Below are 25521 nucleotides of genomic sequence, written 5' to 3'. Positions count from 1 at the left end.
TGGCGTCCTCAGGATACGGCGGGTGGCGCGGGCCCGGCGGGGCCCCGCCCGGTCAGGCTCGGGCGTGGTACCGGCCCTGCGCCGCGAGCAGGCCCTCGGTGGCGACCATCTCGACGGCGTCGGCCGCGTCGACGAGCAGCATCGGCAGCTCCTTGCGCTCGGACCCCGAGAAGTCCTTGAGCACGTAGTCCGCGGTGTCCATCCGTCCCGGCGGGCGGCCGACGCCGACGCGCACCCGGGTGTAGTCGCGGGTCCCCAGCGCCTTGGAGATGTCCCGCAGGCCGTTGTGGCCGCCCTCGCCCCCGCCGGTCTTCAGCTTGAGGGAGTCGAAGGGGATGTCGACCTCGTCGTGCACGACCAGCACACGGTCGGCCCCGATGCCGTAGTAGGAGGCCAGCGCCGACGTCGGGCCGCCGGAGGTGTTCATGTAGGTCGTGGGCTTGGCCAGCACGACGCGGGGCCCGGGGGCGCCGCCGGGCAGGACCCCGAGCCGCGCCTCGGCGACGGCCGCCTGGGCGCGGGGGTGCTTGGCGAACCGGCTGCCGGTGCGCTCCGCCAGGACGTCGAGCACCATGTGGCCGACGTTGTGGCGGTTGCCGGCGTAGCGGGGCCCGGGGTTGCCGAGGCCCACGACGAGCCAGGGTCCGTCAGCCATGCTCGTCTCCCATCGGTCGGTCGGGTCGGGGCGCCTCGGTGCGGGTCAGCGCCGACTCTAGCCGGACGGCGAAGGGCCCGACGGCGGGACGTGTGGTCCGCCGTCGGGCCCTGGCGCGATGTCGCGGCGCGGTGCGGCGCCCGGCCGTGGCCGGACGGTCCGCTCAGGCCGGGATCACTCCGCGGAGGACTCGCCCTCGGTCGGCTCGGCCGACGCGGCGGACTCCTCCTCGGCCTCCTCGGCCGACTCCTCGCCGCGCGGCTCGGTGATCGTCACGACCGCGTGCTCCGGGTCGGTCAGCAGCGTGACGCCCTTCGGCATCTCGAGGTCGCCCGCGTGGATGTTGTCGCCGGACTCGCGACCCTCGATCGAGACGTGGATGTACTCGGGGATGCTCGTGGCGTCGGTCTCGACGGACACGGTCTGCGACTCGACGAAGTGGATCGTGCCGGGGGCGGACTCGCCGTCGACCTGGATCCAGACGTCCACGGCGATCTTCTCGCCCTTCTTCACCAGCAGCAGGTCGATGTGCTCGATGTTCCAGGTCACGGGGTGGCGCTGGATGTCCTTGACGACGGCGAGCTCGGTGCCGTTGTCGAAGGTGAGCTCGATGAGGGCGTTGGTGTGGCGCACGGCCAGCATCGTGGCGTGGCCCGGCAGCGTGACGTGGACCGGGTCCGTGCCGTGGCCGTACAGGACGGCGGGGATGTTGTTCGCACGGCGGATACGACGGGCAGCGCCCTTGCCGAACTCGGTGCGGACCTCGGAGGCGAGCTTGATCTCGGCCATGGGGATCACTCCTGGGAAGACTGTGCGTGCCGGCGGACGGAACAGGACCACCGGCTGCCCGCGACCGAAGCCGGTGCGGACGGGCGGCTGCGTCGGCGTGGGGCACGTGACGGACACGACCGCGGGACGCCGCACGGGCGGGACGACGTCACCGCACCGGCAGCCGCCCAGTCGATCACGGAGGTCCGACGCAGTCCCTGCGTCGAGCAGCACGACCCGGTCGGATCCGCTGCCCGTCAGACGTCCCTCGCCGAGGCAACCGGTCTACTGTACCCGGTCCGCAGACGTCGAGGAAACCTCCGCCGGCGTGCACCGGCTCACGCCGGCGCACGCCCCGGCGGGGATCAGGGGTTGCCGTCGAAGAGCGACGTCACCGAGCCGTCGTCGAACACCTCGCGGATCGCGCGGGCGACCAGCGGCGCGATCGACAGCACGGTCAGCCCGTCGAAGCGCTTCTCGGGCGGGATCGGCAGCGTGTCGGTCACGACGACCTCGACGGCACCGGACTCGGACAGCCGCTGCGGGGCGGGGTCCGACAGCACGCCGTGGGTGGCGGCCACGATCACGGACTTCGCACCGGCCTCCATGCAGACCTTGGCCGCCTCGGAGATCGTGCCGCCGGTGTCGATGAGGTCGTCGACGAGCACGCAGTCGCGCCCCTCGACGTCACCGACGACCCGGTTCGCCACCGCCTGGTTGGGGCGGGTCACGTCACGCGTCTTGTGCACGAACGCCAGCGGGCCGCCGCCGAGCTTGGCGGCCCACTGCTCGGCCACGCGGATCCGGCCGGCGTCCGGGGACACGACCGTGACGTTCGAGGTGTCGACACGGGTGCGGACGTAGTCCGTCAGCACCGGCATCGCCCACAGGTGGTCGACCGGACCGTCGAAGAAGCCCTGGATCTGCGCGGTGTGCAGGTCCACGCTCATGATCCGGTCCGCACCGGCGGTGTGCAGCATGTCCGCGACCAGCCGCGCGGAGATCGGCTCGCGACCGCGGGACTTCTTGTCCTGCCGGGCGTAGGCGTAGAACGGGGCGACCACCGTGATCGTCCGGGCCGAGGCACGCTTGGCCGCGTCGACCATGAGCAGGTGCTCCATCAACCACTGGTTGACCGGTGCCGTGTGGCTCTGCAGCAGGAAGATGTCCGTGCCGCGGACCGACTCGCCGAACCGGACGTACGTCTCGCTGTTGGCGAAGTCGTACGCGGAGGTCGGCAGCAGGTTGATGCCCAGCTCGTCGGCGACGTCCTCGGCGAGGGCCGGATGTGCGCGACCGGCCGCGACGACGAGGGTCCGCTCTCCGGTACCCGGGATGGAGGTGTTCATCAGTAGGAGATTCCTTCGCTACGTGCGGCTCGGTCTCAGGCGGACTCGGAGGAGGCCGGGTCCCCGGCGTCGTCGGTGTGCGACACCTTCGGGATCGCTCCTGTCAGGGCATTGTGCTCGGCCAGCTCCAGCTTCGCCTGCGGGCCGAGGCCGCCACCGTCCTCGGCCGCCCCGTCCCGGGTGCGGGCGGCGGCCTCCGCGGCCGGCGTGCCGGCGCGACGGCGCTCCACCCACCCCTCGATGTTCTGCTGCTGGGCACGGCTGACGCCGAGCGCGCCCGCGGGGACGTCCCGGGTGACGACGCTGCCGGCGCCGGTGTACGCGCCGTCACCGATGGTCACGGGGGCGACGAACATGTTGTCCGCCCCGGTGCGCGCGTGCGAGCCGATGACCGTGCGGTGCTTGTGCACGCCGTCATAGTTGACCGTCACGGAGGCCGCGCCGACGTTGCTCTCGTCGCCGATCGTGGCGTCCCCGATGTAGGACAGGTGCGGGATCTTCGAGCCCTCGCCGATCTGGCTGTTCTTCGTCTCGACGAAGGTGCCGATCTTGCCGCGGGCGCCGAGCACCGTGTTCGGCCGCAGGTAGGCGAACGGCCCGACCGAGGCGTCGGCGCCGATCACCGCGAGCGAACCGTGCGTGCGCACGACGCTGGCCCGCTCGCCGACCTCGACGTCGGTCAGCGTGGTGTCGGGGCCGACCGTGGCACCCTCGGCGACCGTGGTCGCCCCGTGCAGCTGGGTGCCCGGGAGGAGGGTGACGTCGCGGGCGAGCTCGACGTCGACGTCCACCCAGGTGCTGGCGGGGTCGACGACGGTCACGCCCTCGCGCATCCAGCGCTCCAGGGTGCGGCGGTTCAGCTCGGCACCGAGCGTGGCCAGCGCCAGCCGGTCGTTGACGCCCTCGACGAGCATCGGGTCGTCGGACAGCAGCGCGCGCACGGCGCCGCCGGCCTCGCGGGCGGAGGCGATGACGTCGGTGAGGTAGACCTCGCCCTGGGCGTTGTCGTCGCCGAGACCGCCCAGGCCGCGTCGCAGCACGGCGGCGTCGAAGACGTAGACCGAGGAGTTGATCTCCCGGATCTCGCGCTGCTCGGGCGTGGCGTCGGCGTGCTCGACGATCGCGGTGACGTCGCCGGTGCCGGCCTCGCGCACGATCCGCCCGTAGCCGGTGGCGTCCTCCAGCTCGGTCGTCAGGACCGTCACGGCGTTGCCGTCGGCGTGGTGGGCGGCGAGGAGCTCGGCGAGCGTGGCGCCGTCGAGCAGCGGGATGTCGCCGGCGAGCACGACGACGGCACCTTCGAGGCCGTCGCCGAGCGGGTGCTCGCCGTCGGCGTCGTGGACCTCGTCGGCGCTGTGCACCAGGTCGGCCGCGCGGACGGCGTGCGCCCGGGCGTCGAGGGCGTCCAGTGCGCACTGCACGGCGCGCCCGGTGCCGGGGATCTCGTCCTGGTCGACGACGAGCGCCGACGCGTCGATCTCCCGCGCCGCGGCCGCGACCTGCTCGCGCTCGTGGCGCACGACGACGGCGACGTGCTCCGGCGTCAGCTCCCGTGCCGCGGTCATCGCGTGCCCGAGCATCGTGCGGCCGCCGATGCCGTGCAGCACCTTGGGGGTCGCGGACTTCATCCGGGTGCCCTGCCCGGCTGCCAGGACCACGACGGCGGCGGGTCGTGCCGTCGTCGGGTCGGTCGGGTGCTGCTCGCCCTGGGGGACCGTGGGAACCACCACTGCTCCGTCTCTGTCGGGGGTCTGGCGCGAGCTCCGCCCCCAGGATTCGAACCTGGACCAAGGGCACCAAAAACCCTTGTGCTGCCGATTACACCAAGGCGGATCGTGCGCGACGTCGTACCGGACCACGCCCGGCTCCGCCGTCGGGCCGGCGACCTCCAGGGCCCCGGGCGCCGCACATCCAGGCCTCAGTCTGCCAGGTCGCCGCGGGTGGCTCGCACACATCCCGCCCGGGCGCACCGGCCGGCACCGTGGGGCGCACCACACCGGGGCTCGCGCGGCGCCACGCCGACCGGGGGGCGCCGCCGGGACGGACCGCGCACCCCGCCGGGCCGCGCACCAGGCAGAATGGAGGTCATGGCTGCTGCACCCCGGGAGACGAAACGCCCGCCGCGTGCGCGCATGACCGCGAGCCAGCGCCGCGAGCAGCTGGTGGCCGTGAGCCGCGGACTGTTCGCGGCGAAGGGGTTCGACGGCACGAGCGTCGAGGAGATCGCCAGCACGGCGGAGGTCTCCAAACCCGTGGTGTACGAGCACTTCGGCGGCAAGGAGGGCATCTACGCCGTCATCGTCGACCGCGAGGTGCAGGCCCTGACGGGCGCCCTGACGGGGGCGCTGGCCGAGGGCGGCCACCCCAAGGTGCTGCTCGAGCGGACGGCGCTGGCGCTGCTCGACTACATCGAGTCCTCCGAGGACGGGTTCCGCATCCTGGTGCGCGACTCCCCCGTCGCCCAGGCGACCGGGACCTTCTCGTCCCTGATCGGGGACGTGGCCACGCAGGTCGAGCACATCCTGGCCGAGGAGTTCCGCAGCAACGGGCTGGACCCCAAGGTCGCCCCGCTGTACGCACAGATGCTGGTGGGCATGGTGGCGCTGACCGGTCAGTACTGGCTCGACGCCCGGCGACCCAAGAAGTCCGACGTCGCCGCGCACCTGGTCAACCTGGCCTGGAACGGGCTGTCCGGCATGGAGCGCAAGCCGGGGCTCATCGAGCGCTGACCCTGCCGTCGACAGGCCGATATCAAGATTCTTGATATCGAGAGACCCGCGCTAGGCTCGGAGGATGGAGAGCACGCACCCCGGCGACGAGGTCGACCGCATCGTCACCGCCTGGCAGCGCGAACGCCCCGACCTCGACGTCGAGCCGCTGACCGTCTTCTCCCGGGTCAGCCGGCTCGCGCGGCACCTCGACCGTGCCCGTCGCGGCGCCTTCGCCCGGCACGACCTCGAGACGTGGGAGTTCGACGTCCTGTCCGCCCTGCGGCGCGCCGGCGAGCCGTACCGCCTCTCCCCCGGACGCCTCGTCGCCCAGACCCTGGTCACCAGCGGCACCATGACCAACCGCATCGACCGGCTCGCCGAGCGCGGCCTCGTCGAGCGCCACCGCTCCCCCGAGGACCGGCGCGGCGTGCTGGTCCGGCTCACCGGCGCCGGGCGCTCACGCGTCGACGCGGCGATGAGCGACCTGCTGGACGTCGAGGCCCAGGTCCTCGACGCCCTGCCCGCCGAGGAACGCCCCCGCCTCGCCGCGCTGCTGCGCACCCTCGGCGCCCAGTTCGACGAGTAGTCGACCCGGCGACGGCTCACGCCGGCTGCGCGACCGCCAGGTTCGCCTCTCCGAGCAGCTCGAGCAGACGGACCGCCGTCGGCGCGGCCGAGGCCCCCGAGACGGCCGAGACCACCCACTCCGGGGCGCCGCCGACGGGCAGCTCCAGGATCGCGAGACCGGCGGCCTGCGGCTTGGCGGCGACGTGCTGGGGCACGACGGCGACCCCGAGCCCGCGCTGGACGAAGTCCAGCAGCGTGTGGACGTCGTCGACGCTCATCCGCACCCTCCGCTCGAGGTGCCGGTCGGCGAAGGCGTCGTCGACGAGCCGACGGATCGCCCACGGCTCGCGGAAGTCGACGAAGTCCCGGGCGGCCAGGTCCTCCCACGAGACCTGCGGCGACCGGGCGAGGTCGTCGGTCGGGTGGGCGAGCGCGACGACGGGTCGGCGGCCGAGCTCCAGACGCCGCAGGGAGCCGAGGTGCTCGGTGGTCGCCAGGAACGCGACGTCGAGGTCGCCCGCCCGCACCTGGGTGGCGAGCTCGGCGGACCCGGCCTGGGTGAACTGCACGTCCACCAGCGGGTACCGCAGCCGGAACCGTTCGAGCAGCGGCCCGACGTCGATGACGCCGAGGCACTGCTCGGACCCGAGCCGCAGCCGTCCCGAGAGCTGCTGGCTGGCGCGCGCCACGGCGTCCCGCCCGGCGGAGGCCTGGGCGAGCATGCGCCGCGCGAACGGCAGCAGGGCCCGCCCGGCGTCGGTGAGGGAGACCTGGCGGGTGGTCCGGGAGAACAGCGACGCGCCCAGCTCCTTCTCGAGGTTCCGGATCGCCGCGGACAGCCCGGACTGGGTCACCCCGCACAGCGCCGCGGCACGGGTGAAGTGCCCCTCCTCGGCCACCGCGACCAGGTACTCCATCTGCCGCAGCTCCATTGATCACTCCCAGTTCTGAACGGTATGAGTTCAAGTCGTTGGACTCATCATCGCTCACTTCTTATCGTCGACAGCACAGTCGAGACAAGGAGAACCGTGGAATCACGCACCATCGGAGACCGCTCCGTCAGCGCGATCGGGCTCGGCGGCATGCCCCTGTCCATCGAGGGACGCCCCGACCGGGAGCGCTCGATCGCCACCGTCCATGCGGCGCTCGACGCCGGTGTCACGCTGATCGACACCGCTGACGCCTACCACCGCGACGCCGGGGAGGTCGGGCACAACGAGGAGCTGATCGCCGAAGCCCTGCGCTCCTGGGGCGGCGACACCTCCTCGGTGCTCGTCGCCACCAAGGGCGGGCACCTGCGCCCCGGCGACGGCTCCTGGACCCAGGACGGCCGCCCCGAGCACCTCAAGGCGGCGGCCAAGGCCTCCGCACAGCGGCTCGGCGTCGAGGCGATCGGCCTGTACCAGTTCCACCGGCCCGACCCGTCGGTGCCCTACGCCGAGTCGGTCGGCGCCCTGGTCGAGCTGCTCGACGAGGGCGTGATCCAGCAGGCCGGCATCTCCAACGCGAACGTCGCGCAGATCGACGAGGCGAACGCGGTGCTCGGCGGACGCCTCGCGTCCGTGCAGAACCAGTTCTCCCCCGCGTTCCGCTCCAGCCTGGGCGAGCTGCAGCACTGCGCCGAGCTCGGCGTGGCCTTCCTGCCCTGGTCGCCGCTCGGCGGCATCGCCCGGGCCGCGGAGGTCGGCACGGCGCACGCGGCGTTCGGCCGCGTGGCCGAGCGCCACGGCGTCAGCCCGCAGCAGGTCACGCTCGCCTGGGAGCTGTCCCTCGCCCCGGTCGTCGTGCCGATCCCCGGCGCCTCGCGACCGACGAGCATCCAGGACTCGGCCGGCGCCGTCGGCCTCGAGCTCACCACCGACGAGCTCGCCGAGCTCTCCGACCACTGAACCACCCGGAGGATCCACCCATGAAGACCGTCCCCCTCGGCACCAGCGGCCGCCAGGTCCCCAACGTCGTCCTCGGCCTCATGCGCATCCAGCAGATGGACGACGACGCCGTCCGCGAGCTCGTGCGCACCGCCCGCGACGCCGGCATCGACTTCGTCGACCACGCCGACATCTACGGCGACCCCCTGCACGGCTGCGAGCGCCGGTTCGCCGAGGCCATGCAGCTCACGCCCTCGCAGCGCGAGGAGCTGACCATCCAGTCCAAGGCGGGCATCGTCCGCGAGGGCCCGTACTTCGACTTCTCCTACGACCACCTGGTCACCTCGGTCGAGGAGTCGCTGAAGGCCCTCGACACCGACTACCTGGACGTGCTGCTGCTGCACCGTCCCGACGCGCTGGTGGAGCCGGACGAGGTCGCCCGCGCCTTCGACCACCTGGAGTCGACCGGCAAGGTCCGCTCCTTCGGCGTCTCCAACCACACGCCCGGGCAGATCGAGCTGCTGAAGAAGTCCGTCCGTCAGCCGCTGGTGGCGAACCAGGTGCAGCTCTCGATCACCCACTCGCCGGTCGTGGCCCAGGGCGTGGCCGCCAACATGGCCGGCCTGGAGCAGTCGATCAGCCTCGACAACGGGCTGCTGGACTACTGCCGCCTGCACGACATCACCGTGCAGGCCTGGTCGCCGTTCCAGGCGGGGTTCTTCAACGGCGTGTTCCTCGGGTCGGAGGACTACCCGGAGCTCAACGCCGTCATCGACCGGCTCGCCGCGAAGTACGACGTGCCGGCCATCGCGATCGCCACGGCCTGGATCACCCGCCACCCGGCCGGGATGCAGGTCGTGCTGGGCACGACGACGCCGGAGCGCGTCGCCGGTGCCGCGCAGGGCTCGGACATCCCGCTGACCCGCGCCGAGTGGTACGAGATGTTCCGCGCCGCGGGCTACCGCGTGCCGTGACCTGTCGTGAGGGGCGGTCCTCCCGGGGCCGCCCCTCGCCTACGGGTCACTCGACGAGCTCGGCGGCCTCCAGCCACTCCATCTCGAGCTCGTCCTTCTCGGCCTGCAGCGCGCGCAGCCGCGCGTCGAGCCGCGCCGTCGCCTCGAAGTCGGTCGGGTCGGCCGCCATCTGCTCGTGCAGGCGCGTCTCCTCGTCGGCGAGCCGGGCGAGCTGCTTCTCCAGGCGCTGCACCGTCTTCTTCGCCTGACGCTGCTCGGCCGCCGAGGCCCCCGGGGCCTTCCGGTCGTCCGACGACGCGGCCGGGCCCGAGGCCTCGGGCGCCGTGGCGGCGGACGAGGCGCCCGGGGCCGGCGCCCGGCCGGACGTCGCCGCACGCCGCAGCTCCAGGTACTGCTCGACGCCGCCCGGCAGGTCCCGCAGCGCCCCGTCGCCGAGCAGCGCCCACTGCCGGTCGCACACGCGCTCCAGCAGGTAGCGGTCGTGGGAGACCACGATCAGCGTGCCGGGCCAGCCGTCCAGCAGGTCCTCGACCGCGGCCAGGGTGTCGGTGTCGAGGTCGTTGGTGGGCTCGTCCAGCAGCAGGACGTTCGGCTCGGAGACGAGCAGGCGCAGCAGCTGCAGCCGGCGCCGCTCCCCGCCGGACAGGTCGCGCACGATGGTGTGCGCCCGCTCGCGGGTGAAGCCGAGCCGCTCGGTCAGCTGGCCCGCGGTGAGCTCCTTGCCGTCCACGACGACGGTCCGCTTCTCCCGGTCCACGACCTGCACGGCGGTCAGGTGCGCGACGTCGTCCAGCTCGGTGACGTCCTGGGTGAGCTCGGCGACCTCGACGGTCTTGCCCCGTCGCACGCGCCCCTCCTCCGGGGTGCGGCGGCCGGCCAGCAGCGCGAGCAGGGTCGTCTTGCCCGCACCGTTGACGCCGACGACGCCGTACCGGTCGCCGGGCCCGAGGCGCCACGTGACGTCGTCGAGCAGGGTGCGCTCCCCGCCGTCGGGCAGGGGGACGCGCACCGTGACGTCCTCCAGGTCCAGGACGTCCTTGCCGAGCCGCTTGGTCGCCATCTGCGTCAGCTCGAGCCGGTCGCGCGGCGGCGGCTCGTCGGCGATGAGCGTCTGGGCGGCCTCGACGCGGAACTTCGGCTTCGAGGTGCGCGCCGGGGCGCCCCGCTTGAGCCAGGCGAGCTCCTTGCGCAGCAGGTTGTTGCGCTTCTCCGCGGCCGCGGCGGCCTGCCGGGACCGCTCGGCCCGGGCCAGGATGTAGGCGGCGTACCCGCCCTCGTAGCCGTCGACGGCGCCGGAGCCGTCGCCGCGCACCTCCCACATGCGCGAGCAGACGGCGTCGAGGAACCAGCGGTCGTGGGTGACGACCACCAGCGCACCGGTCGCACCGGGGCGGCCGTAGCGGTTCCTCAGGTGCTCGGCCAGCCAGGCCACGCCCTCGACGTCCAGGTGGTTGGTGGGCTCGTCGAGCAGCAGCACGTCCGGGTCCTCGACGAGCAGGTGGGCGAGCGCCACGCGGCGGCGCTGGCCGCCCGAGAGGGTCGTGGCCGGCTTGTCGAGGTCGAGGTCCGCCAGCAGCCCGGCGTGCACGGCACGGACCCGCGGGTCCGAGGCCCACTCGTGGGTCTCGTCGTCGCCGTGCACGAGGTCGAGCACCGTGGCGCCCTCGGGGACGTCGTCGCGCTGGTCGAGCATCCCGAGCCGGGAGCCGCCCACGCGGGTGATGCGGCCGGCGTCGGGCACGGCGGTCCCGGCGAGCATCCGCAGCAGGGTGGACTTGCCGGCGCCGTTGGGGCCGACGACGCCGATCCGGTCGCCGTCGTCGAGCCCGAGGGAGACGTCGTCGAGCAGGGTGCGGGTGCCGATGGTCAGCGAGATGCTGTCCGCGCCGAGGAGATGTGCCACCGCAACAGGGTAGTCGCCACGGCTGCACCCCCGGTCCGGACGACGGTGCCGGGACCGCTAGCCTCGGACCGTCGCCGACACCGCGTGAGGAGAGCCCGATGGCCCAGTTCGACCTGTCCCCGGCCGAGCTCGAGGAGTACCGCCCGACGATCCCAGAGCCGGAGGACTTCGACACGTTCTGGACCGGTACCGTCGCCGAGGCCCGCGGTCACGGCGGCGACGTGCGGGTGGAGCGGGTCGACGCCGGACTGACGGAGCTCACGGTGGACGACGTGACGTTCCCCGGGTTCGGCGGGCACCCGATCAAGGCGTGGCTGGTCCGGCCGGCACGGGTCGACGGGCCGCTGCCGGCGGTCGTGGAGTACATCGGGTACGGCGGCGGACGCGGTCTGCCCCACGAGCACCTCGGCTACGCGGCTGCCGGATTCGCCCACCTCGTGGTCGACACCCGGGGTCAGGGGTCCGGCTGGGGGTCCGGCGGGGACACCCCGGACCCGGTCGGGCACGGCCCCGCCTCTCCCGGGTTCCTGACGCGCGGCATCCTCGATCCCGCGGAGCACTACTACCGCCGCGTGTACACCGACGGGGTGCGTGCCGTGGACGCCGTGCGGCAGATCGACGGGATCGACCCGGCACGGGTCGCCGTCGCCGGGACCTCCCAGGGTGGCGGCATCGCGATCGCCGTGGCCGGCATGCTGCCCGACGTCGCCGCCGCGGCACCGAACGTGCCGTTCCTGAGCCACTTCCGCCGCGCCGTGGAGATCACGGACGCCGACCCGTACGCGGAGATCACGCGGTACCTGTCGGTCCACCGCGAGCACGCGGACGCCGTGTGGCGCACGCTCTCCTATCTCGACGGCGTCGCGTTCGCCCGCCGCGCACGGGCCGCCGGGCTGTTCTCCGTCGCGCTCATGGACCAGGTCTGCCCGCCGTCCACGGTCTACGCCGCCTACAACGCCTGGGGCGGCACGGACCGGGAGATCGACGTCTACCCCTACAACGGGCACGAGGGCGGTCAGCAGTACCGTTTCGCGCCGACGCTCGCGTTCCTGCGCAAGCAGGTCTGAGCCGCGACCCTCGTCATGAGCACTCGAGGTCACGGACCTCGAGCCCTGCCCTGCCGTCCCGACCCGGCGGGTTCCGCCCCGACCCGGCGGGTTCCGCCCTGACTCGCCGGGGTCGGCCCTGACCCGCGGGCGGTCGGCCCTCCGTCGCGGGGTTCGGCCCTGACCGGGCAGATCCCGCCCTGACCCGCGGGCTCCGCGGCCCGTCAGAGGACGCGGGCCCCCGCGGCGGGCGCCGTCGTGCACCACACCGAGTCCGCGGCGTCCTCGGCGGTCCAGGTCGCCGCGATCGCCAGTGCGTGCTGGCGCGACCGCGCCAGCGCGGCGACCGTGGGTCCGGACCCCGACACCATCGCCCCGAGCGCCCCGCCGTTCCGGGCGATCTCGAGCGTCCGCTCCAGCTCGGGCCGCAGGTCCAGCGCGGCGGGCTCGAGGTCGTTGTGCAGCGCCGCCCCGAGGGCCGACGGGTCGCCCGCGCGCAGCGCCTGCATGAGGGGGTTGTCGTCGACGAGGTCCACCGGCGGGGCGGTCGGGCCGCACAGCTCGTCGAACCGTCGGTACACCGCCGGTGTCGACAGACCCTCGTCGCGGGTCGCGAACGCCCAGTGGAACTCCCCGCGGGACATCGCCGGCGTCAGCAGGTGGCCGCGGCCGGTCCCGACGGCGGTGTGGCCCAGCAGGGCGAACGGCACGTCGGACCCGAGGACCGCGGCCAGCGTGGAGAGCTCACCACGGGACAGCCCGGTGCCCCACAGCGCGTCGCAGGCGACCAGCGTGGCCGCGGCGTCGGCGGACCCGCCCGCCATCCCGCCGGCGACGGGGACACCCTTGGCCAGGTGCAGCGCGACGTCCGGGGAGATGCCGACGTGCTCGGCGAGCAGCTCGGCCGCCCGCCAGGCGAGGTTGGTGGCGTCCAGCGGGACCCGGTCGGCCTGCGGTCCCTCGACGGTCACGGAGATCCCCGCGCCGTCGGCGACCTCGGTGGCCGTCACCTCCTCGACCAGGGCCACGGCCTGGAACACGGTCACCAGCGGGTGGTAGCCGTCCTCCTCGACCGGACCGACACGCAGCGAGAGGTTGACCTTGCCCGGCGCGCGGACGCGGACGGACGGCGACGGGGCGGCAGCAAGTGTCACTCGTCCACCGTGCCAGCCGTGACGGGAAGGTGCTCGGCGATCCGCGCGAAATCCGTGATCGAGAGCCGCTCGCCGCGCAGCCGCGGGTCGACGCCAGCGGCACGCAGCGCCTCCTCGGCCGCGGCGCCGGAGCCGAACAGCCCCGACAGCGCGGCGCGCAGGGTCTTGCGCCGCTGGGCGAACGCCGCGTCCACGACGGTGAACACCTGCCGTCGCGTGGCGGTGGTCTCCGGCGGGTCGTGGCGTTCGATCGCCACCAGCGCGGAGTCGACGTTGGGCTCCGGCCAGAACACGTGCCGGGAGATGTTGAGCGACCGACGGGCGGCGCCGTACCAGGCGGCCTTCGCCGACGGCACGCCGTACGTCCGGGACCCGGGCGGCGCGGCCAGACGGTCGGCGACCTCGGCCTGCACCATCACCAGCACCGAACGGAGCGAGTCGAAACGCTCGAGGAACGTCAGCAGCACCGGCACGGCGACGTTGTACGGGAGGTTCGCCACGAGCGCCGTCGGCGGCTCCCCGGGGAGCGTGGTGACGTCGAGCGCGTCGGCGGTCACGACCTCGAAGTCCGCGTCGGGGGCGTGGCGCTGCACCGTGTCGGTGATCTGGCCGGCGAGCACCGGGTCGATCTCGACGGCCACGACCGAGGCGCCGGCCTCGAGGAGCCCCAGGGTCAGGGATCCGAGCCCCGGACCGACCTCGACGACGCGGTCACCGGGTCGCACGTCGGCGGCACGGACGATCTTGCGCACCGTGCCGCCGTCGTGGACGAAGTTCTGCCCCAGCGTCTTGGTCGGCCGAACGCCGAGGCGCCCTGCCAGCTCGCGGATCTCCGCAGGGCCGAGCAGGGCGCCAGGGGTGTTGGTCATGGGCGGCAGTATCGCCCGACCAGGGGTGTCGGTACCAGTCGGCTCAGTACCAGTTGTTCGCCTGCGAGTGGCTCCAGGCACCGCACGGCGTGCCGTAGCGGCCGGCGATGTAGTCCAGGCCCCAGGCGATCTGGGTGGCCGGGTTGGTCTGCCAGTCGCCGCCGTGCGAGGACATCTTGCCGCCGGGCAGCGCCTGCGGGATGCCGTAGGCACCCGAGGACGGGTTGGACGCGGTGTGCGACCAGTTGGACTCCTTGGTCCACAGCGACTCCAGGCAGGTCCACTGCGAGCCGGTCCAGCCGCGCTCGGCGGCCATCTGCTGACCGATCGACCGGTTCGACCCGGAGTAGGACGATCCCGAGCTCGACGAACCCGAGCTCGAGGAACCCGAGCTCGACGAGCTGGAGCTCGACGACGTCGCGGGCTCCGGCGCGGGCTCGGGCTCCGGCTCCGGACGCTCCTTGGTGCCCTGGACCAGCACGCGGGTCTTCGGCTTCTTGGTGACCTCGGAGCTGATCTTCTCGCTCGAGACCTTCTCGCCGTCGATCGTGGTGACCTCGCGGACGATGGTGCGCACCCCGTCGCGGCCCTTCTTCTTGACCTTGCGGTCGAGGTCCTCGTACCGGCCGTCGTCCTGGACGACCTTGACGTCCCGCTCGATCTTCTTGGTCTTCTCGACCCGCTCGACCTCGAGGCGCTCGACGACGGCGGCCACGTCGGGCATCTCGACGCCCTCGGGCAGCTTCTTGGCCTTGACGCCGGCGGTCGCGGCGTCGGTGACGGTGACGATGTCGTCGGAGTCGATCTCGACGTCGGCGGCGCCGAGCACGGCGTCCAGCTCGTCGGAACCGTCCACGACCTCGATCTCGTCGTCGGCCACGACGGCGACGTCCTCGCCGGCGTGCACGTCCAGCGGCAGCGCCGCACGGTCAGCGGAGCGCGAGGCGACGAGGCGGACCTCGCTGCCACGCTGGCTCAGCAGGTTCAGGGCCTCGTTGGCGTCGGCGGCGTTGATCCAGGTGGACGACTCCTTGCCGTCGACCTCGACGTCCACCTGCTTGCCGGTGCGCACGACGATGTCGCTCCCGTCGCGCAGCGCCGCGGCGGTGGACGGCGCCACGACGTCGCGCTCGCCGAGGTCGACACCCTGCTCGTCGAGCAGTCCGTCGACGTCGCCGGCGAAGGTGCCGACCGAACGGGTCTCCCCGTCGACGTCCAGCGTCACGGTCTTGTGGGCCTGCGAGACGCCCACGGCGGAACCGACACCGAGGGCGAGGGCGCCGACGGTGAACGAGGCGATGAGGGTGCGCCGACGACGGACGCGGTGCGTCCGGGTCACGGCTCGGGTCTCAGCCGTGGTCGGCTGCGGCTCGATGTTCTCGGGCACGGAGGTCATACAGCTCCAAGGTGAGTGCGTGGGGCCGGCCCCCTGCGGGCCGTGCATGTCGACAGCTCTGGACGGTCGGTCCTGACGGCGTGGACTCGCCCGGTCGGAACGACGCGGCGGCCACCGTAACCATTCCGTGATCCGTGGCAAGAGGACGTAGGTCACATCGGGGCAGCGGGCACACGGCTTTCACACGCCCCGCACACCCCCGTTCCCCCACCGTCAGATCCGAGGCTCCGTCATCTCCCGGGTGACCGCCGAGACGGGGACCGCCCGGAGACGGGCACGAGGGTCGAACCGGCCCGGACGCCGTCGTCGTCCCCGAAGTGGAGCGCCCCCTGAGGCGCGTGAACGCGACGGCGTCCGGGCCGGTTCGACCCTCGGACGGTGGGATCAGAGCAGACCGAGCTTCGCGGCGCAGTGCGGCCACTGGCCCCACCCGGCCCGCGACTGCAGGATCTGCGCCCGCTTCGTCTGCTCGGCGGCCGACGCGTCGGACGGCAGCCCGGTACCGCCCACGGCCTGCCAGGTGGACAGCGAGAACTGGTACATCCCGTAGTACCCGTTGCCGGTGTTCGTCGTCGGGTCACCGCCGGACTCGCACTCCGCGAGCGCGGCCCACACGGAGCCGGAGGGCGCGGACCCGCCGGACGTGGAACCGGACGACGAGGAGGACGAGGTGGAACCGGACGAGGAGGACGACGAGGAGGACGAGGACGACGAGCTGCTGGACTCGGTCGGCTGCGGAGCAGGTTCGGGAGCGGGACGCTCCTTGGTGCCCTTGACGACGACGCGATCCACCGGCTTCGTGGTGACCTTGTTCGACACCTTCTCGCGCTTCGTCACCTCGCCGTCGACCCGGGTGACCCGCCAGGTGATGGTGCGCTCGCCCGGCCGGCCCTGCGTGGCCACGGTCGAGCCCTGGTCGGCGTAGCGGTCGGGGTCGGTCTTCGTGACGGTGTCGAAGTCGATCTTCTTGGTCCGCACGACCTTCTCGGTGTCGACGATCTGCACGACGACCCGCACGGACGGTTCGCCGGCGCGCGGCGGGTCGACCTGCTCGACGTGCACGCGGTCGTCGGCGTCGATCTCGACGCCCTCGGCGGCGAGCAGCTCGGCCAGGGTGACCGCACCGTCGTCGACCACCGACGACTTGCCGCCGACGACGAGCGTCACGGGCTGGTCGGCGTCGAGGCGGATCGGCAGCACGGCGCGCTCCGCGGAGCGCGACGGCAGCAGCCGGATCTGCTCGGCACGGTCGGCGAGCTCCTCCAGCGCCTCGTCGGCGTCGAGGGCGGCGACCCAGACGTCCTCCCGCTCGCCGTCGGCCTCGACCGTCAGCTCGCGGCCGTACCGGACCTCGACGACGGTGCCGTCACGCAGCTCGTCGTCGACGGCGGGGGTCACCTCGTCGTTGTCGCCGACGCGGACGCCCTCTTCCGCCAGCACGTCGTCGACGGTGTCGGCGTAGGTCGTGACGGTGGTGAGGCGGCCGTCGACGTCGATGGTGACGTCCTTGCGCAGCTGCTCGACCACGGCCGCGGAGACCCCGCCGGCCACGACCAGGCTGAGCGTCGCCACGACGGCCACGAGCGGCCACCGGCGGCGTCGACGACGGGTGGCCGCCGCATCGGCGGGCGGCTCGCCACCGCTGCCGGCGGACGAGGAGTGAACGGCAACCGGCTCGGTCGAGGGAGTCACGGAGTCGAAAGGAGAGGCCTGCATGGCGGTCCAGACGTCGTGCGGTCCGGGTTCGACGACGGTTACCCCGGCGCGAGCGGTCGGGTCCGGGTCGGTCCGGCGATCGCGACGACCGTAACCGCATCGTGATCTTCGACCAACCGTGCTCATGGTAAGAATGGCCGGTTGCGGACACCTATGACCGAAAAATTCCGCCCCCGGGTGTTACCGATGTCACACGGTTCAGTACCAGCCGACGGTCATCGAGTGGTCCCAGGCCTCGCACGGGGTGCCGTAGCGGCCGGTGATGTAGTCCAGGCCCCAGATGATCTGCGTGGTGGGATTCGTCTGCCAGTCCGACCCCGCCGACTGCATCTTCGAACCGGGCAGCGCCTGCGGGATGCCGTACGCCCCGCTGGACGGGTTCTCGGCGTTCCAGCGCCAGCCGGACTCCTTCTCCCAGAGCTGGTCCAGGCAGATGAACTGGTCGTCGCCCCAACCGCGCTCGGCCACGAGCGACCGCGCGACGGCCTTCGCCGAGGAGGGGTCGACCTGCATGTCGGCGATGTCGAGGGTGCCCACCAGCACGACCTCCGTCACGGGCTCCACCGTGACCGTGCGCTCCACGACGGTGCGCTCCACCTCGGTCCCGTCGATCGTGCGCACCTCGTAGGTCGTCACACGCTCCCCCGGCACACCGCGGGTCTGCACGATCTCGCGCCCCCGAGGCAGCTCGTCGGACTCGACGGTCTCCGTCTCGAACGGGACCACCTCGGTGACGACGTCCGAGGCCGACTGGCCCCGGTGCACCACCACCACCATGCCGTCGACGGCCGCGGCCCCGAGGGGCACCGACGTGCCGTCCTGGGCGGCGAGCGTGATCCCCACCTCGTCGAGCACCTCGCGCACGGTGGCCTGCGTGGTGCGCAGCGGGAGCACGGCGCCGTCGACGGAGACGTGGACGGTCTTGAGCGTCGAGACCCGGACCGGCGAGCGCCCCAGCAGGTCGCTGCGCGACGCAGTCGTGACCGCCCCCTCGCCGCGGGGACCGAGGGCGGCGAGGAGCTCTCCCACGGTGTGCGCCGTCGTCGGGAACGTCACCGTCTCGCCGTCGATCTCCATCGTGACGTCCCTGCTGGTGCGCACCACGACCTCGCCGTCGTCCGGTGCCGAGGCCGACAGCGCGGGCTGGACCAGGTCGTCCGGTCCGGGCGTGATCCCGTGGAACGCCAGGACGTCGGCGACCGTGTCACCGTAGCCGTCGACCGTGCGGACCTGACCGTCGACGTCCAGGGTGATCTCCGCGTGGGCGTCCACGACGCCGGCCGTCCCGACGGCGACCGCGGCCACGACGACGCCACGCGTGACGAGGCCTGCGGCGGCGGGCAGCGGGCCACGCCGCCCCACGAAGGGTGCCCGAGTACGCCGACGACGGGGCTCTGCCCGTCGATTCGTCCTGTTCGTCGCCACTGTCACCGCACAGTAGTGGACCGCCCGCCGGGCACGGAAGCGGTCACCAGGATCCGTACACCCGCTCGGAGTTCTCGGACACGGCGCGGCAGAGCTCCCCCAGCGGCCGGTCGAGGACCTCCGCCATCGCCCGCACCGTGTGCCCGGCGACGTAGGGCGCGTTGGGGCGGCCGCGGTACGGGTGCGGCGGCAGGTAGGGCGCGTCGGTCTCGACCAGGACGAGCTCGAGCGGCACGGTGCGCAGGGCCTCGCGCAGGTGGTCGTTCCTCGGGTAGGTCACCGGCCCGGCGAACGAGAGGTACCACCCGTGCTCGGCGGCCAGCGCCGCCATCTGCTCGTCGCCGGAGTAGCAGTGGAAGACCGTGCGGTCCGGGGCGCCGTCGGCGAGCAGGACCTCGACCACCTGCTCGTGGGCGTCCCGGTCGTGGATCTGCAGCGCGAGCCCCAGCTCCTTGGCCAGCGCGACGTGCGCGCGGAAGGACTCCCGCTGGGCGACCTCGCCCTGCGGGCCCGTGCGGAACAGGTCCATCCCGGTCTCGCCGACCGCCCGCACGCGCGGGTTGGCCCGCGCGACCTCGGCCACCCGGGCCACGGCGTCGTCGAGCGACGTCGCGTGGTGCGGCCGGGGCGACGGCTCCAGCCCGTCGGGACCGACCTCGCGGACCCCGGCGTGCAGCACGGCCTCGTTGGGGTGGATCGCCACGGCCCCCAGCAGCCGCGACCCGTGCTCCGGGTCGCGCAGCAGGGCGTCGGTCCACGCGATCGACGGCAGCTCGCAGCCGACCTGCACCAGCCGGTCGACACCGACGGCCGCGGCACGCTCGAGATGGTCGGCGACGGTGGGGACCGGGCCGCCGTCGAGGGCGCGCTCGTCGAGCACGTCCTCGATGGCGTCGAGGTGGGTGTGGTTGTCGACCACGGCGACGGGCAGGGCCTCCGGGTCCGGCGGGAAGCCCCGTTCGCGCTTGCGTCCCATCAGGCCTTCTCGCGCAGGCGTTCCAGCTCCTCCTCGACGATGGAGTCGTCGAGCTTGGTGAACACCGGGGTGGGCTTGCCGATCGGGGTGCCGGGCCGCACCGGCACGGACTCCCAGGCGGGGAACCGGTAGGCGCCGTCGTGGTTGCCGGTGATGACCGGGTAGTGGCGCGTGTCGTCGTCGAGGTCGGTGACCTCCTGGAGCGACGGCTGCGGCGCGAACTCGCCGGTCCCGCCCAGCACCTCGTGCACGGACTGGGCCGAGTGCGGCAGGAACGGTGCGAGCAGCGTGTTGCAGTCGCTGACCGCCTGGGTGGTGGTGTGCAGCACGGTGGACAGCCGGTCCGGGTCCGTCTTGAGCTTCCACGGCTGGGTCTCCGAGACGTACCGGTTGACCTCGCCCACGACCCGCATCGCCTCCGCGATCGCGGCACGCTGCCGGTTGGACTCGATGAGGGAACCGATCTTGCCGAACGCCTGACCGGTGGTGGCGAGCACCTCCCGGTCGACGTCGGCCTGCTCGCCGACGGCCGGGATCTCCCCGAAGTTCTTGTGCACCATCGACGCGGTGCGGTTGACCAGGTTCCCCCAGCCGGCGACCAGCTCGTCGTTGGTGCGGCGCAGGAACCCGTCCCAGGTGAAGTCGACGTCCTGGTTCTCCGGGCCGGCGGCGGCCACGTAGTAGCGGAACGCGTCGGGCTGGTAGCGCGCCAGCATGTCGCGCACGTAGATGACAACGCCGCGCGAGGAGGAGAACTTCTGGCCCTCGACGTTGAGGAACTCGCTGGAGACGACCTCGGTGGGCAGCTGGAGGGACCCGTACGGGCCGGGCGACCCCCCGTGCGAGCCGCCGCCGTCGTACCCGAGCAGCTCGGCCGGCCAGATCTGCGAGTGGAAGGTGATGTTGTCCTTGCCCATGAAGTAGTACGACCGGGCGTCCGGGTTGGTCCACCAGTCACGCCAGGCCTCGGGCGTGCCCCGGCGGCGGGCCCACTCGATGGAGCTGGACAGGTAGCCGATGACGGCGTCGAACCAGACGTACAGGCGCTTGTTCGGGTTGTCCTGCCACCCGTCGAGCGGCACGGGGATGCCCCAGTCGATGTCGCGCGTCATGGCGCGCGGGCGGACGTCGTCGAGCAGGTTGCGGCTGAAGTTCAGTACGTTCTGCCGCCACCCGGTGCGCGTCTCGAGCCAGGAGGCGAGCGCGTCGACGAAGGCCGGCAGGTCGAGGAAGAAGTGGTTCGACTCGACGAACTTCGGCGTCTCGCCGTTGATGCGGCTGCGGGGGTTCTTCAGGTCGATCGGGTCGAGCTGGTTGCCGCAGTTGTCGCACTGGTCGCCGCGCGCCCCGTCGTAGCCGCAGATCGGGCAGGTGCCCTCGATGAAGCGGTCGGGCAGCGTGCGGCCGGTCGACGGCGAGATGGCACCCATCGTCGACTTCTCGACCATGTAGCCGTTCTGGTGGACGGTGCGGAACATCTCCTGCACGACGGCGTAGTGGTTGCGCGTCGTGGTGCGGGTGAACAGGTCGTAGCTGAGGCCGAGCGAGGTCAGGTCCGCGACGATCACGCGGTTGTACCGGTCGGCAAGCTCTTGCGGGGTCACGCCCTCCTGCTCGGCCTGGACCAGGATCGGGGTGCCGTGCTCGTCCGTGCCGGACACCATCAGCACGTCGTGACCCGCCATCCGCATGTGCCGGCTGAAGACGTCGGAGGGAACGCCGAAGCCGGCGACGTGGCCGATGTGCCGCGGACCGTTGGCATAGGGCCATGCCACGGCCGAGAGGATGTGGGTCATGGCCCGAATCCTACTGGCCGGGCCGCCCGGGGGCCGTCGCGTCTCACCGGCCGCCCGCCCGTCGGGACGGCCTCACGGGTTGCGAACGGTGGCAGAGTGGAGGCATGAGCACGCGAGCACTCCTCGTCGTCGACGTCCAGCCGACGTTCTGCGAGGGCGGCGAGCTCCCGGTCGACGGGGGCCACCGCGTCGCGCAGGACGTGGCCTCCTACGTCGCCGCCCACCGTGACCGCTACGACCTGGTCGTCACCACGCAGGACTGGCACATCGACCCCGGCGAGCACTTCAGCGACGACCCGGACTTCGTGAACTCCTGGCCGGTGCACGGTGTCGCGGAGTCGGAGAACGCCCGGCTGCACCCGGCCCTCGCCGACCTCGACGCCGACGTGACGATCACCAAGGGCCAGTACCACCACGGCTACTCCGGCTTCGACGGGACCGACGCCGACGGGCGCTCCCTGGAGCGGGTGCTGCGCGAGGCGGACGTCGACGCCGTCGACGTCGTCGGCCTGGCCGAGTCGCACTGCGTGAAGCACACCGCGCTGGACGCCGTCCGGTCGGGGTTCGCCACCACCGTGCTGACCGACCTTACCGCGCCGGTCTCGACGGAGCTGGGCGAGCAGGCGCGCCGGGAGCTGGCGGCCGCCGGGGTGGAGCTGACGCCCTCGACCCGCTGACCCCGGGACAAGGGTCACGACCCGCGGGTCAGGGCGACCCGCCGCGGGTCAGGGCGACCCGCCGCGAGTCAGGGCGAACCGCCGCCGGTCAGGACCCCGGGCGCGTGCCCGTCCTCCGGCGTGCCCCGGCACTCCCGTCACGCTACGTTGCGAAGACGTCGACTCCGGAGGTCCCGATGCCGCTGCCCCCGCCCCCTGCCGGTTGGGCCCGCTACCTCCTCAAGAGCAGGTTCGGCGTGGGCCGCGACTTCGCCGTCCTCGACCCGGACACCGGCGAGCAGTCCTGGTTCGTCGACGGCAAGGTCGGCATGCGGCCGCGGGCAGACATCCAGGACGGCGACGGCCAGGTGGTGTACACCGTCACCGGCAAGATGTTCGGCATCCCCAAGCACATGACGATCTCCGGGGCCGACGGCACCGAGATCGCCTCGCTGCACGCCAAGATGTTCTCGCCCATCAAGGACCGCATGTCCATGGAGGTGCCCGGGAGCGAGCCCTGGAGCCTCGAGGGGTCGTTCATCGAGAAGAACTACTCGGTCACCGTCGGCGGTCGGCACGTCGTGCAGATCACCCAGAAGTGGGTGACCATCCGCGACGCCTACACCCTCGACGTCGTGGACGGCGTGGACGTCGGGCTGGCGCTGGCCGTCGTGTGGGCGATCGACCGCTGGGTCGAACGGGACTGACCCGCGGCGCCCCGTCCTGAGTCGCGCCGGGTCGCCCTGAGTCGCGCCGGGATGCCCTGACCCGCCGGAGGGGGTCAGCGGGCGGGCCGAGCCGCCAGCGCGGCCTCGTAGAGGTCGCGCTTGGAGACCCCGGCGGCCGCCGCGATCTCGGACACGACGCTCTTGAGCCGTTCCCCGGCGTCGACCCGCTCCTGGACGCGCGGCACGAGCACGTCGAGGCCGGGAGCCTCCGGCGCCGGCGCCCCGCCGACGACGACGCAGATCTCGCCGCGCAGCCCCTGTCCGGCCGCGGCCCGCTCCGCCGCGAGCGCCGCCAGCTCCCCGAGCGGCCCGCGCAGCACCTCCTCGTAGACCTTCGTCAGCTCGCGGCAGACGGCCCCCGGACGCTCGGCGCCGAAGGCGTCCGCCATGGCGGCCAGGGTGTCGACGATGCGGTGCGGCGACTCGAAGAACACCATCGTGCGTCGCTCGCCGGCCAGGTCGCCGAGCCAGCGCGACCGGTCACCGGTCTTGCGCGGGACGAAGCCGTCGAACGTGAAACGGTCCGTGGGCAGCCCGGACAGCGCCAGGGCGGTGAGCACGGCGGAGGCACCGGGCGCCGACGTGACGGCCAGTCCCCGCTCGACGGCCCGGGCGACCAACCGGAATCCGGGGTCGGACACCGCCGGCATCCCGGCGTCCGTGACGACCAGGACGGTGCCGCCGTCGGCGACGACGTCGAGCAGGTCGTCGGCACGCTCGCGCTCGTTGTGCTCGTGGTACGACACGACGCGCCCGCCGACCTCGACGCCGAGCCGACCGGCCAGGGCGTGCAGGCGCCGCGTGTCCTCGGCGGCGACGACGTCGGCGTCGGAGAGCAGGCGCAGCAGTCGCGGTGAGGCGTCCTCGACGTTGCCGATCGGGGTGGCGGCCAGCACGACGGACCCGGCCTCGGGGACACGACTCATGGGGACAACTGTCCCACGGGGCGTCGTCGACCCCCTAGAGTGACCGAGGTGAGCGCCCACGATCCCGACGCCCCCGCCCACACCAGAGTGCCGCCGGAGGAAGACCCGACGGGGTCGCCGAACCGCCAGTACCCGTCCCGTCGCGAGATCCACGGGCACGACCGCCGCACCAACACCCGCGGCATCCCCGCGGTGACGGGAGCACTCCGGGCGCTGACCGGGTCCACGCCCGCGGTCAACGGCGAGGGGCGGGCCACGTCCGCGCCCGACGCCGCGGCGTCCGCGCCCGCCGACCCTCCGGCCCGCCGGCCCGAGACCGGCATGACGCCGGCCGCCGAGAGCCGCGCGGCAGCCGCGGTCGCGACCGTCACCACGGTGTCGGCGACGGCCGACCCGGCCCGGGACGACCACCCGGACGACGCCGCGCAGGGCACGACGGACGGTGCCGAGAGCGGCACGGAGCGGGCTCTCCTCGTCCGGCTGCTGGGCGAACGGCGCCTGGGCCTCGGCGCGACGTGGTCGGCCCGTCTCCACGGCTGGGTGGGGGCCGTCCTGGTCACCCTCGTGGCCGCGGTCGCCCGGCTGTGGGAGCTCGGACGGCCCGGCGCGCTGGTCTTCGACGAGACGTACTACGTCAAGGACGCCTACACCCTGGGCAGCTCGGGCACCGAGCGGCAGTGGCCGGACGACCCGAACGCCGCCTTCGAGGCCGGCGACGTCGACACCTACCTGGACCAGGCCGCCTACGTCGTCCACCCGCCGGTGGGCAAGTGGATGATGTGGCTGGGCATGGAGGCCGGCGGCGGGGCGGCGAACCCCTTCGCGTGGCGTCTGGCCTCGGCCGTCGTCGGCATCCTGGCGGTGCTGCTGCTCGTCCGGATCGCACGGCGGCTGTTCGCCTCGACGACGATGGGCCTGGTCGCCGGGTTCCTGCTGGCGATCGACGGGCAGGCGATCGTGCACTCGCGCACCGCCCTGCTCGACCAGTTCCTCATGTTCTGGGTGCTCGTCGCCTTCGGCTGCCTGCTGCTGGACCGGGAGTGGGCCCGCCGCCGCCTGGCGACGCGGGTGGCGGCCGTCCTGGACGCCGGCGGCACGGTGGACAAGTACGGGCCGCGGCTCGGGATGCGCTGGTGGCGGCTGGCGGCCGGCGTCTCGCTGGGCCTGGCGTGCGGCGTGAAGTGGTCGGGGCTGTGGTTCGTCGCGGCGTTCGGGCTGCTCACCGTCCTGTGGGACGTCACGGCCCGACGTCGGGCCGGGATCGGTCGATGGCTCGAGGACTCGGCGCTCGCCGACGCCGTCCCGGCGTTCCTGCAGATCGTCCCGGTCGCGGCGCTGACCTACGTGGCCTCGTGGTGGCGGTGGATCGCCGGCTCGGAGGGCTACTACCGCGACTGGGCCGCGGAGAACCCCGAACAGGCCGTCTCCTGGCTGCCCGACTGGATGGCGAGCCTGTGGCACTACCACCAGCAGGTGTTCCAGTTCCACACCACGCTGGACGCGGAGCACGCCTACGCGGCCGGTCCGCTGGGCTGGATCGTGCAGTGGCGTCCGACGTCCTTCTACTGGGACCGGCTCGGTGCGGGCGACGGCGCCTGCCCGGCGGGCACGGACGGCGGCTGCGCGGTCGCGGTCACGGCGCTGGGCAACCCGCTGCTCTGGTACCTGGCCGCGATCGCGCTGGTGGTCACGGTCGCCCTGGGGATCTGGCTGCGCGACTGGCGTGCGCTGGCGGTGATCTCCGGGACGATCGCCGGCTGGCTGCCGTGGTTCCTGTACGCGGACCGCACGATCTTCACCTTCTACACGATCGTCTTCACGCCGTTCGTCGTCATGACGCTGGTCTACCCGATGGTCGTCGCGCTCGAACGCACCCGATGGCGTCAGGGCAAGGGCGGCACCGCCGCGTTGATCGCGGTCGTGGTGCTGCTCATCACCCTGGTGTCGGTCGCCTTCTACCCGTTCTGGTCGGCGATGGCGGTGCCGTACGACTACTGGCGCGAGATCATCCGCTTCCAGAACTGGATCTGACCCGAGG

Annotated in this window: 22 protein-coding genes and 1 tRNA gene; 8 read left to right on the top strand and 15 right to left on the bottom strand. The window is 72.9% G+C overall.

The features are described from left to right. Positions 1–52: 52 nt before the first annotated feature. The 5 genes from pth to Q6350_RS13470 all read right to left on the bottom strand — a co-directional run bounded on the left by pth (position 53) and on the right by Q6350_RS13470 (position 4605). A complete protein-coding gene (gene pth, locus Q6350_RS13490; RefSeq protein ID WP_171246996.1) occupies positions 53–655 on the bottom strand; it encodes an aminoacyl-tRNA hydrolase in 603 nt (200 codons plus the stop codon). A gap of 174 nt (positions 656–829) precedes the next feature. Then, positions 830–1444, bottom strand: coding sequence for a 50S ribosomal protein L25/general stress protein Ctc (locus tag Q6350_RS13485; protein WP_304603234.1), 615 nt, complete (start codon positions 1442–1444; stop codon positions 830–832). Positions 1445–1788: 344 nt separating this feature from the next. Further along, complete coding sequence (locus Q6350_RS13480; RefSeq protein WP_171246998.1) at positions 1789–2772, bottom strand: ribose-phosphate diphosphokinase; 984 nt, start codon at positions 2770–2772, stop codon at positions 1789–1791. A gap of 35 nt (positions 2773–2807) precedes the next feature. Further along, positions 2808–4400, bottom strand: coding sequence for a bifunctional UDP-N-acetylglucosamine diphosphorylase/glucosamine-1-phosphate N-acetyltransferase GlmU (gene glmU, locus Q6350_RS13475; RefSeq protein WP_369810858.1), 1593 nt, complete (start codon positions 4398–4400; stop codon positions 2808–2810). 133 nt (positions 4401–4533) lie between these two features. Then, positions 4534–4605, bottom strand: a tRNA-Gln gene (locus Q6350_RS13470). Positions 4606–4904: 299 nt separating this feature from the next. Here Q6350_RS13470 and Q6350_RS13465 point away from each other — a divergent pair. Together Q6350_RS13465 and Q6350_RS13460 are read left to right on the top strand one after the other, a co-directional pair. Then, positions 4905–5501, top strand: a complete 597-nt coding sequence (locus tag Q6350_RS13465) for a TetR/AcrR family transcriptional regulator (RefSeq protein WP_171247014.1) — start codon at positions 4905–4907, stop codon at positions 5499–5501. Between the two features lie 64 nt (positions 5502–5565). Further along, positions 5566–6069, top strand: a complete 504-nt coding sequence (locus Q6350_RS13460; protein ID WP_305066455.1) for a MarR family winged helix-turn-helix transcriptional regulator — start codon at positions 5566–5568, stop codon at positions 6067–6069. Between the two features lie 16 nt (positions 6070–6085). On the opposite strand, the gene Q6350_RS13455 is transcribed toward Q6350_RS13460, so the two are convergent. Beyond that, positions 6086–6982, bottom strand: a complete 897-nt coding sequence (locus Q6350_RS13455; RefSeq protein ID WP_305066454.1) for a LysR family transcriptional regulator — start codon at positions 6980–6982, stop codon at positions 6086–6088. 96 nt (positions 6983–7078) lie between these two features. Here Q6350_RS13455 and Q6350_RS13450 point away from each other — a divergent pair, with 96 nt between their 5' ends. Together Q6350_RS13450 and Q6350_RS13445 are read left to right on the top strand one after the other, a co-directional pair. After that, a complete protein-coding gene (locus Q6350_RS13450) occupies positions 7079–7939 on the top strand; it encodes an aldo/keto reductase (protein ID WP_304607597.1) in 861 nt (286 codons plus the stop codon). Positions 7940–7959: 20 nt separating this feature from the next. Beyond that, positions 7960–8892, top strand: a complete 933-nt coding sequence (locus Q6350_RS13445) for an aldo/keto reductase family oxidoreductase (RefSeq protein WP_171247002.1) — start codon at positions 7960–7962, stop codon at positions 8890–8892. 46 nt (positions 8893–8938) lie between these two features. Here the strand turns inward: Q6350_RS13445 and Q6350_RS13440 are convergent, their stop codons facing one another. After that, positions 8939–10795 carry an ABC-F family ATP-binding cassette domain-containing protein gene (locus tag Q6350_RS13440; protein WP_305066453.1) on the bottom strand — a complete coding sequence of 619 codons (1857 nt, stop codon included), beginning with the start codon at positions 10793–10795 and terminating at the stop codon, positions 8939–8941. 98 nt (positions 10796–10893) lie between these two features. On the opposite strand from Q6350_RS13440, the gene Q6350_RS13435 reads away from it, so the two are divergent. Then, the gene (locus Q6350_RS13435; RefSeq protein ID WP_305066452.1) at positions 10894–11862 is read left to right on the top strand and encodes an acetylxylan esterase; all 969 of its coding nucleotides are present in this window, start codon (positions 10894–10896) and stop codon (positions 11860–11862) included. 203 nt (positions 11863–12065) lie between these two features. Here the strand turns inward: Q6350_RS13435 and Q6350_RS13430 are convergent, their stop codons facing one another. The 7 genes from Q6350_RS13430 to metG form a co-directional block, all read right to left on the bottom strand. Next, on the bottom strand, positions 12066–12995 hold the full coding sequence (locus Q6350_RS13430) for a 4-(cytidine 5'-diphospho)-2-C-methyl-D-erythritol kinase (protein WP_304607594.1): 930 nt from the start codon (positions 12993–12995) through the stop codon (positions 12066–12068). Next, positions 12992–13864, bottom strand: a complete 873-nt coding sequence (gene rsmA, locus Q6350_RS13425) for a 16S rRNA (adenine(1518)-N(6)/adenine(1519)-N(6))-dimethyltransferase RsmA (RefSeq protein ID WP_304603227.1) — start codon at positions 13862–13864, stop codon at positions 12992–12994. The genes Q6350_RS13430 and rsmA overlap by 4 nt, the downstream gene beginning before the upstream one ends. A gap of 43 nt (positions 13865–13907) precedes the next feature. After that, positions 13908–15260: a ubiquitin-like domain-containing protein gene (locus Q6350_RS13420; protein ID WP_171247130.1), complete on the bottom strand. Its 1353-nt coding sequence runs from the start codon at positions 15258–15260 to the stop codon at positions 13908–13910. 384 nt (positions 15261–15644) lie between these two features. Next, positions 15645–16952 carry a resuscitation-promoting factor gene (locus tag Q6350_RS13415; RefSeq protein ID WP_304603225.1) on the bottom strand — a complete coding sequence of 436 codons (1308 nt, stop codon included), beginning with the start codon at positions 16950–16952 and terminating at the stop codon, positions 15645–15647. 222 nt (positions 16953–17174) lie between these two features. Beyond that, a complete protein-coding gene (locus Q6350_RS13410; protein ID WP_304607590.1) occupies positions 17175–18338 on the bottom strand; it encodes a ubiquitin-like domain-containing protein in 1164 nt (387 codons plus the stop codon). A 106-nt stretch (positions 18339–18444) separates the two neighbouring features. After that, positions 18445–19377 carry a TatD family hydrolase gene (locus Q6350_RS13405; protein WP_305066450.1) on the bottom strand — a complete coding sequence of 311 codons (933 nt, stop codon included), beginning with the start codon at positions 19375–19377 and terminating at the stop codon, positions 18445–18447. Further along, positions 19377–21173 (bottom strand): methionine--tRNA ligase, encoded by a 1797-nt coding sequence (gene metG, locus Q6350_RS13400; RefSeq protein WP_305066448.1) that lies wholly within the window; start codon positions 21171–21173, stop codon positions 19377–19379. The genes Q6350_RS13405 and metG overlap by 1 nt, the downstream gene beginning before the upstream one ends. A gap of 104 nt (positions 21174–21277) precedes the next feature. On the opposite strand from metG, the gene Q6350_RS13395 reads away from it, so the two are divergent. Next, positions 21278–21850 (top strand): isochorismatase family protein, encoded by a 573-nt coding sequence (locus tag Q6350_RS13395; RefSeq protein ID WP_304603221.1) that lies wholly within the window; start codon positions 21278–21280, stop codon positions 21848–21850. Positions 21851–22026: 176 nt separating this feature from the next. Further along, positions 22027–22536, top strand: a complete 510-nt coding sequence (locus Q6350_RS13390; RefSeq protein WP_304603220.1) for an LURP-one-related/scramblase family protein — start codon at positions 22027–22029, stop codon at positions 22534–22536. A 74-nt stretch (positions 22537–22610) separates the two neighbouring features. Here Q6350_RS13390 and rsmI read toward each other — a convergent pair whose 3' ends face one another. Continuing rightward, entirely contained in the window at positions 22611–23483 is an 873-nt protein-coding gene (gene rsmI / locus Q6350_RS13385; protein WP_305066445.1) for a 16S rRNA (cytidine(1402)-2'-O)-methyltransferase, read from the bottom strand. Positions 23484–23531: 48 nt separating this feature from the next. Here rsmI and Q6350_RS13380 point away from each other — a divergent pair, with 48 nt between their 5' ends. Continuing rightward, entirely contained in the window at positions 23532–25514 is a 1983-nt protein-coding gene (locus Q6350_RS13380) for a dolichyl-phosphate-mannose--protein mannosyltransferase (RefSeq protein ID WP_305066443.1), read from the top strand. The last annotated feature ends 7 nt before the right edge of the window (positions 25515–25521 follow it).

Source organism: Isoptericola sp. b515 (assembly GCF_030588125.1).
In the GTDB taxonomy this organism is placed as follows: Bacteria; Actinomycetota; Actinomycetes; order Actinomycetales; family Cellulomonadaceae; genus Isoptericola; species Isoptericola sediminis.
This window is presented reverse-complemented; position numbering and strand designations above follow the sequence as displayed.

Excerpts from the sequence above, each read along its gene's own strand:
- Q6350_RS13455 (WP_305066454.1), bottom strand. The coding sequence starts at position 6,982 with ATGGAGCTGCGGCAGATGGAGTACCTGGTCGCGGTGGCCGAGGAGGGG.
- pth (WP_171246996.1), bottom strand. The coding sequence starts at position 655 with ATGGCTGACGGACCCTGGCTCGTCGTGGGCCTCGGCAACCCCGGGCCC.
- glmU (WP_369810858.1), bottom strand. The coding sequence starts at position 4,400 with ATGAAGTCCGCGACCCCCAAGGTGCTGCACGGCATCGGCGGCCGCACG.
- rsmI (WP_305066445.1), bottom strand. The coding sequence starts at position 23,483 with ATGAGTCGTGTCCCCGAGGCCGGGTCCGTCGTGCTGGCCGCCACCCCG.
- rsmA (WP_304603227.1), bottom strand. The coding sequence starts at position 13,864 with ATGACCAACACCCCTGGCGCCCTGCTCGGCCCTGCGGAGATCCGCGAG.
- Q6350_RS13435 (WP_305066452.1), top strand. The coding sequence starts at position 10,894 with ATGGCCCAGTTCGACCTGTCCCCGGCCGAGCTCGAGGAGTACCGCCCG.
- Q6350_RS13485 (WP_304603234.1), bottom strand. The coding sequence starts at position 1,444 with ATGGCCGAGATCAAGCTCGCCTCCGAGGTCCGCACCGAGTTCGGCAAG.
- Q6350_RS13395 (WP_304603221.1), top strand. The coding sequence starts at position 21,278 with ATGAGCACGCGAGCACTCCTCGTCGTCGACGTCCAGCCGACGTTCTGC.
- Q6350_RS13465 (WP_171247014.1), top strand. The coding sequence starts at position 4,905 with ATGACCGCGAGCCAGCGCCGCGAGCAGCTGGTGGCCGTGAGCCGCGGA.
- Q6350_RS13390 (WP_304603220.1), top strand. The coding sequence starts at position 22,027 with ATGCCGCTGCCCCCGCCCCCTGCCGGTTGGGCCCGCTACCTCCTCAAG.
- metG (WP_305066448.1), bottom strand. The coding sequence starts at position 21,173 with ATGACCCACATCCTCTCGGCCGTGGCATGGCCCTATGCCAACGGTCCG.
- Q6350_RS13445 (WP_171247002.1), top strand. The coding sequence starts at position 7,960 with ATGAAGACCGTCCCCCTCGGCACCAGCGGCCGCCAGGTCCCCAACGTC.
- Q6350_RS13405 (WP_305066450.1), bottom strand. The coding sequence starts at position 19,377 with ATGGGACGCAAGCGCGAACGGGGCTTCCCGCCGGACCCGGAGGCCCTG.
- Q6350_RS13460 (WP_305066455.1), top strand. The coding sequence starts at position 5,566 with ATGGAGAGCACGCACCCCGGCGACGAGGTCGACCGCATCGTCACCGCC.
- Q6350_RS13480 (WP_171246998.1), bottom strand. The coding sequence starts at position 2,772 with ATGAACACCTCCATCCCGGGTACCGGAGAGCGGACCCTCGTCGTCGCG.
- Q6350_RS13420 (WP_171247130.1), bottom strand. The coding sequence starts at position 15,260 with ATGACCTCCGTGCCCGAGAACATCGAGCCGCAGCCGACCACGGCTGAG.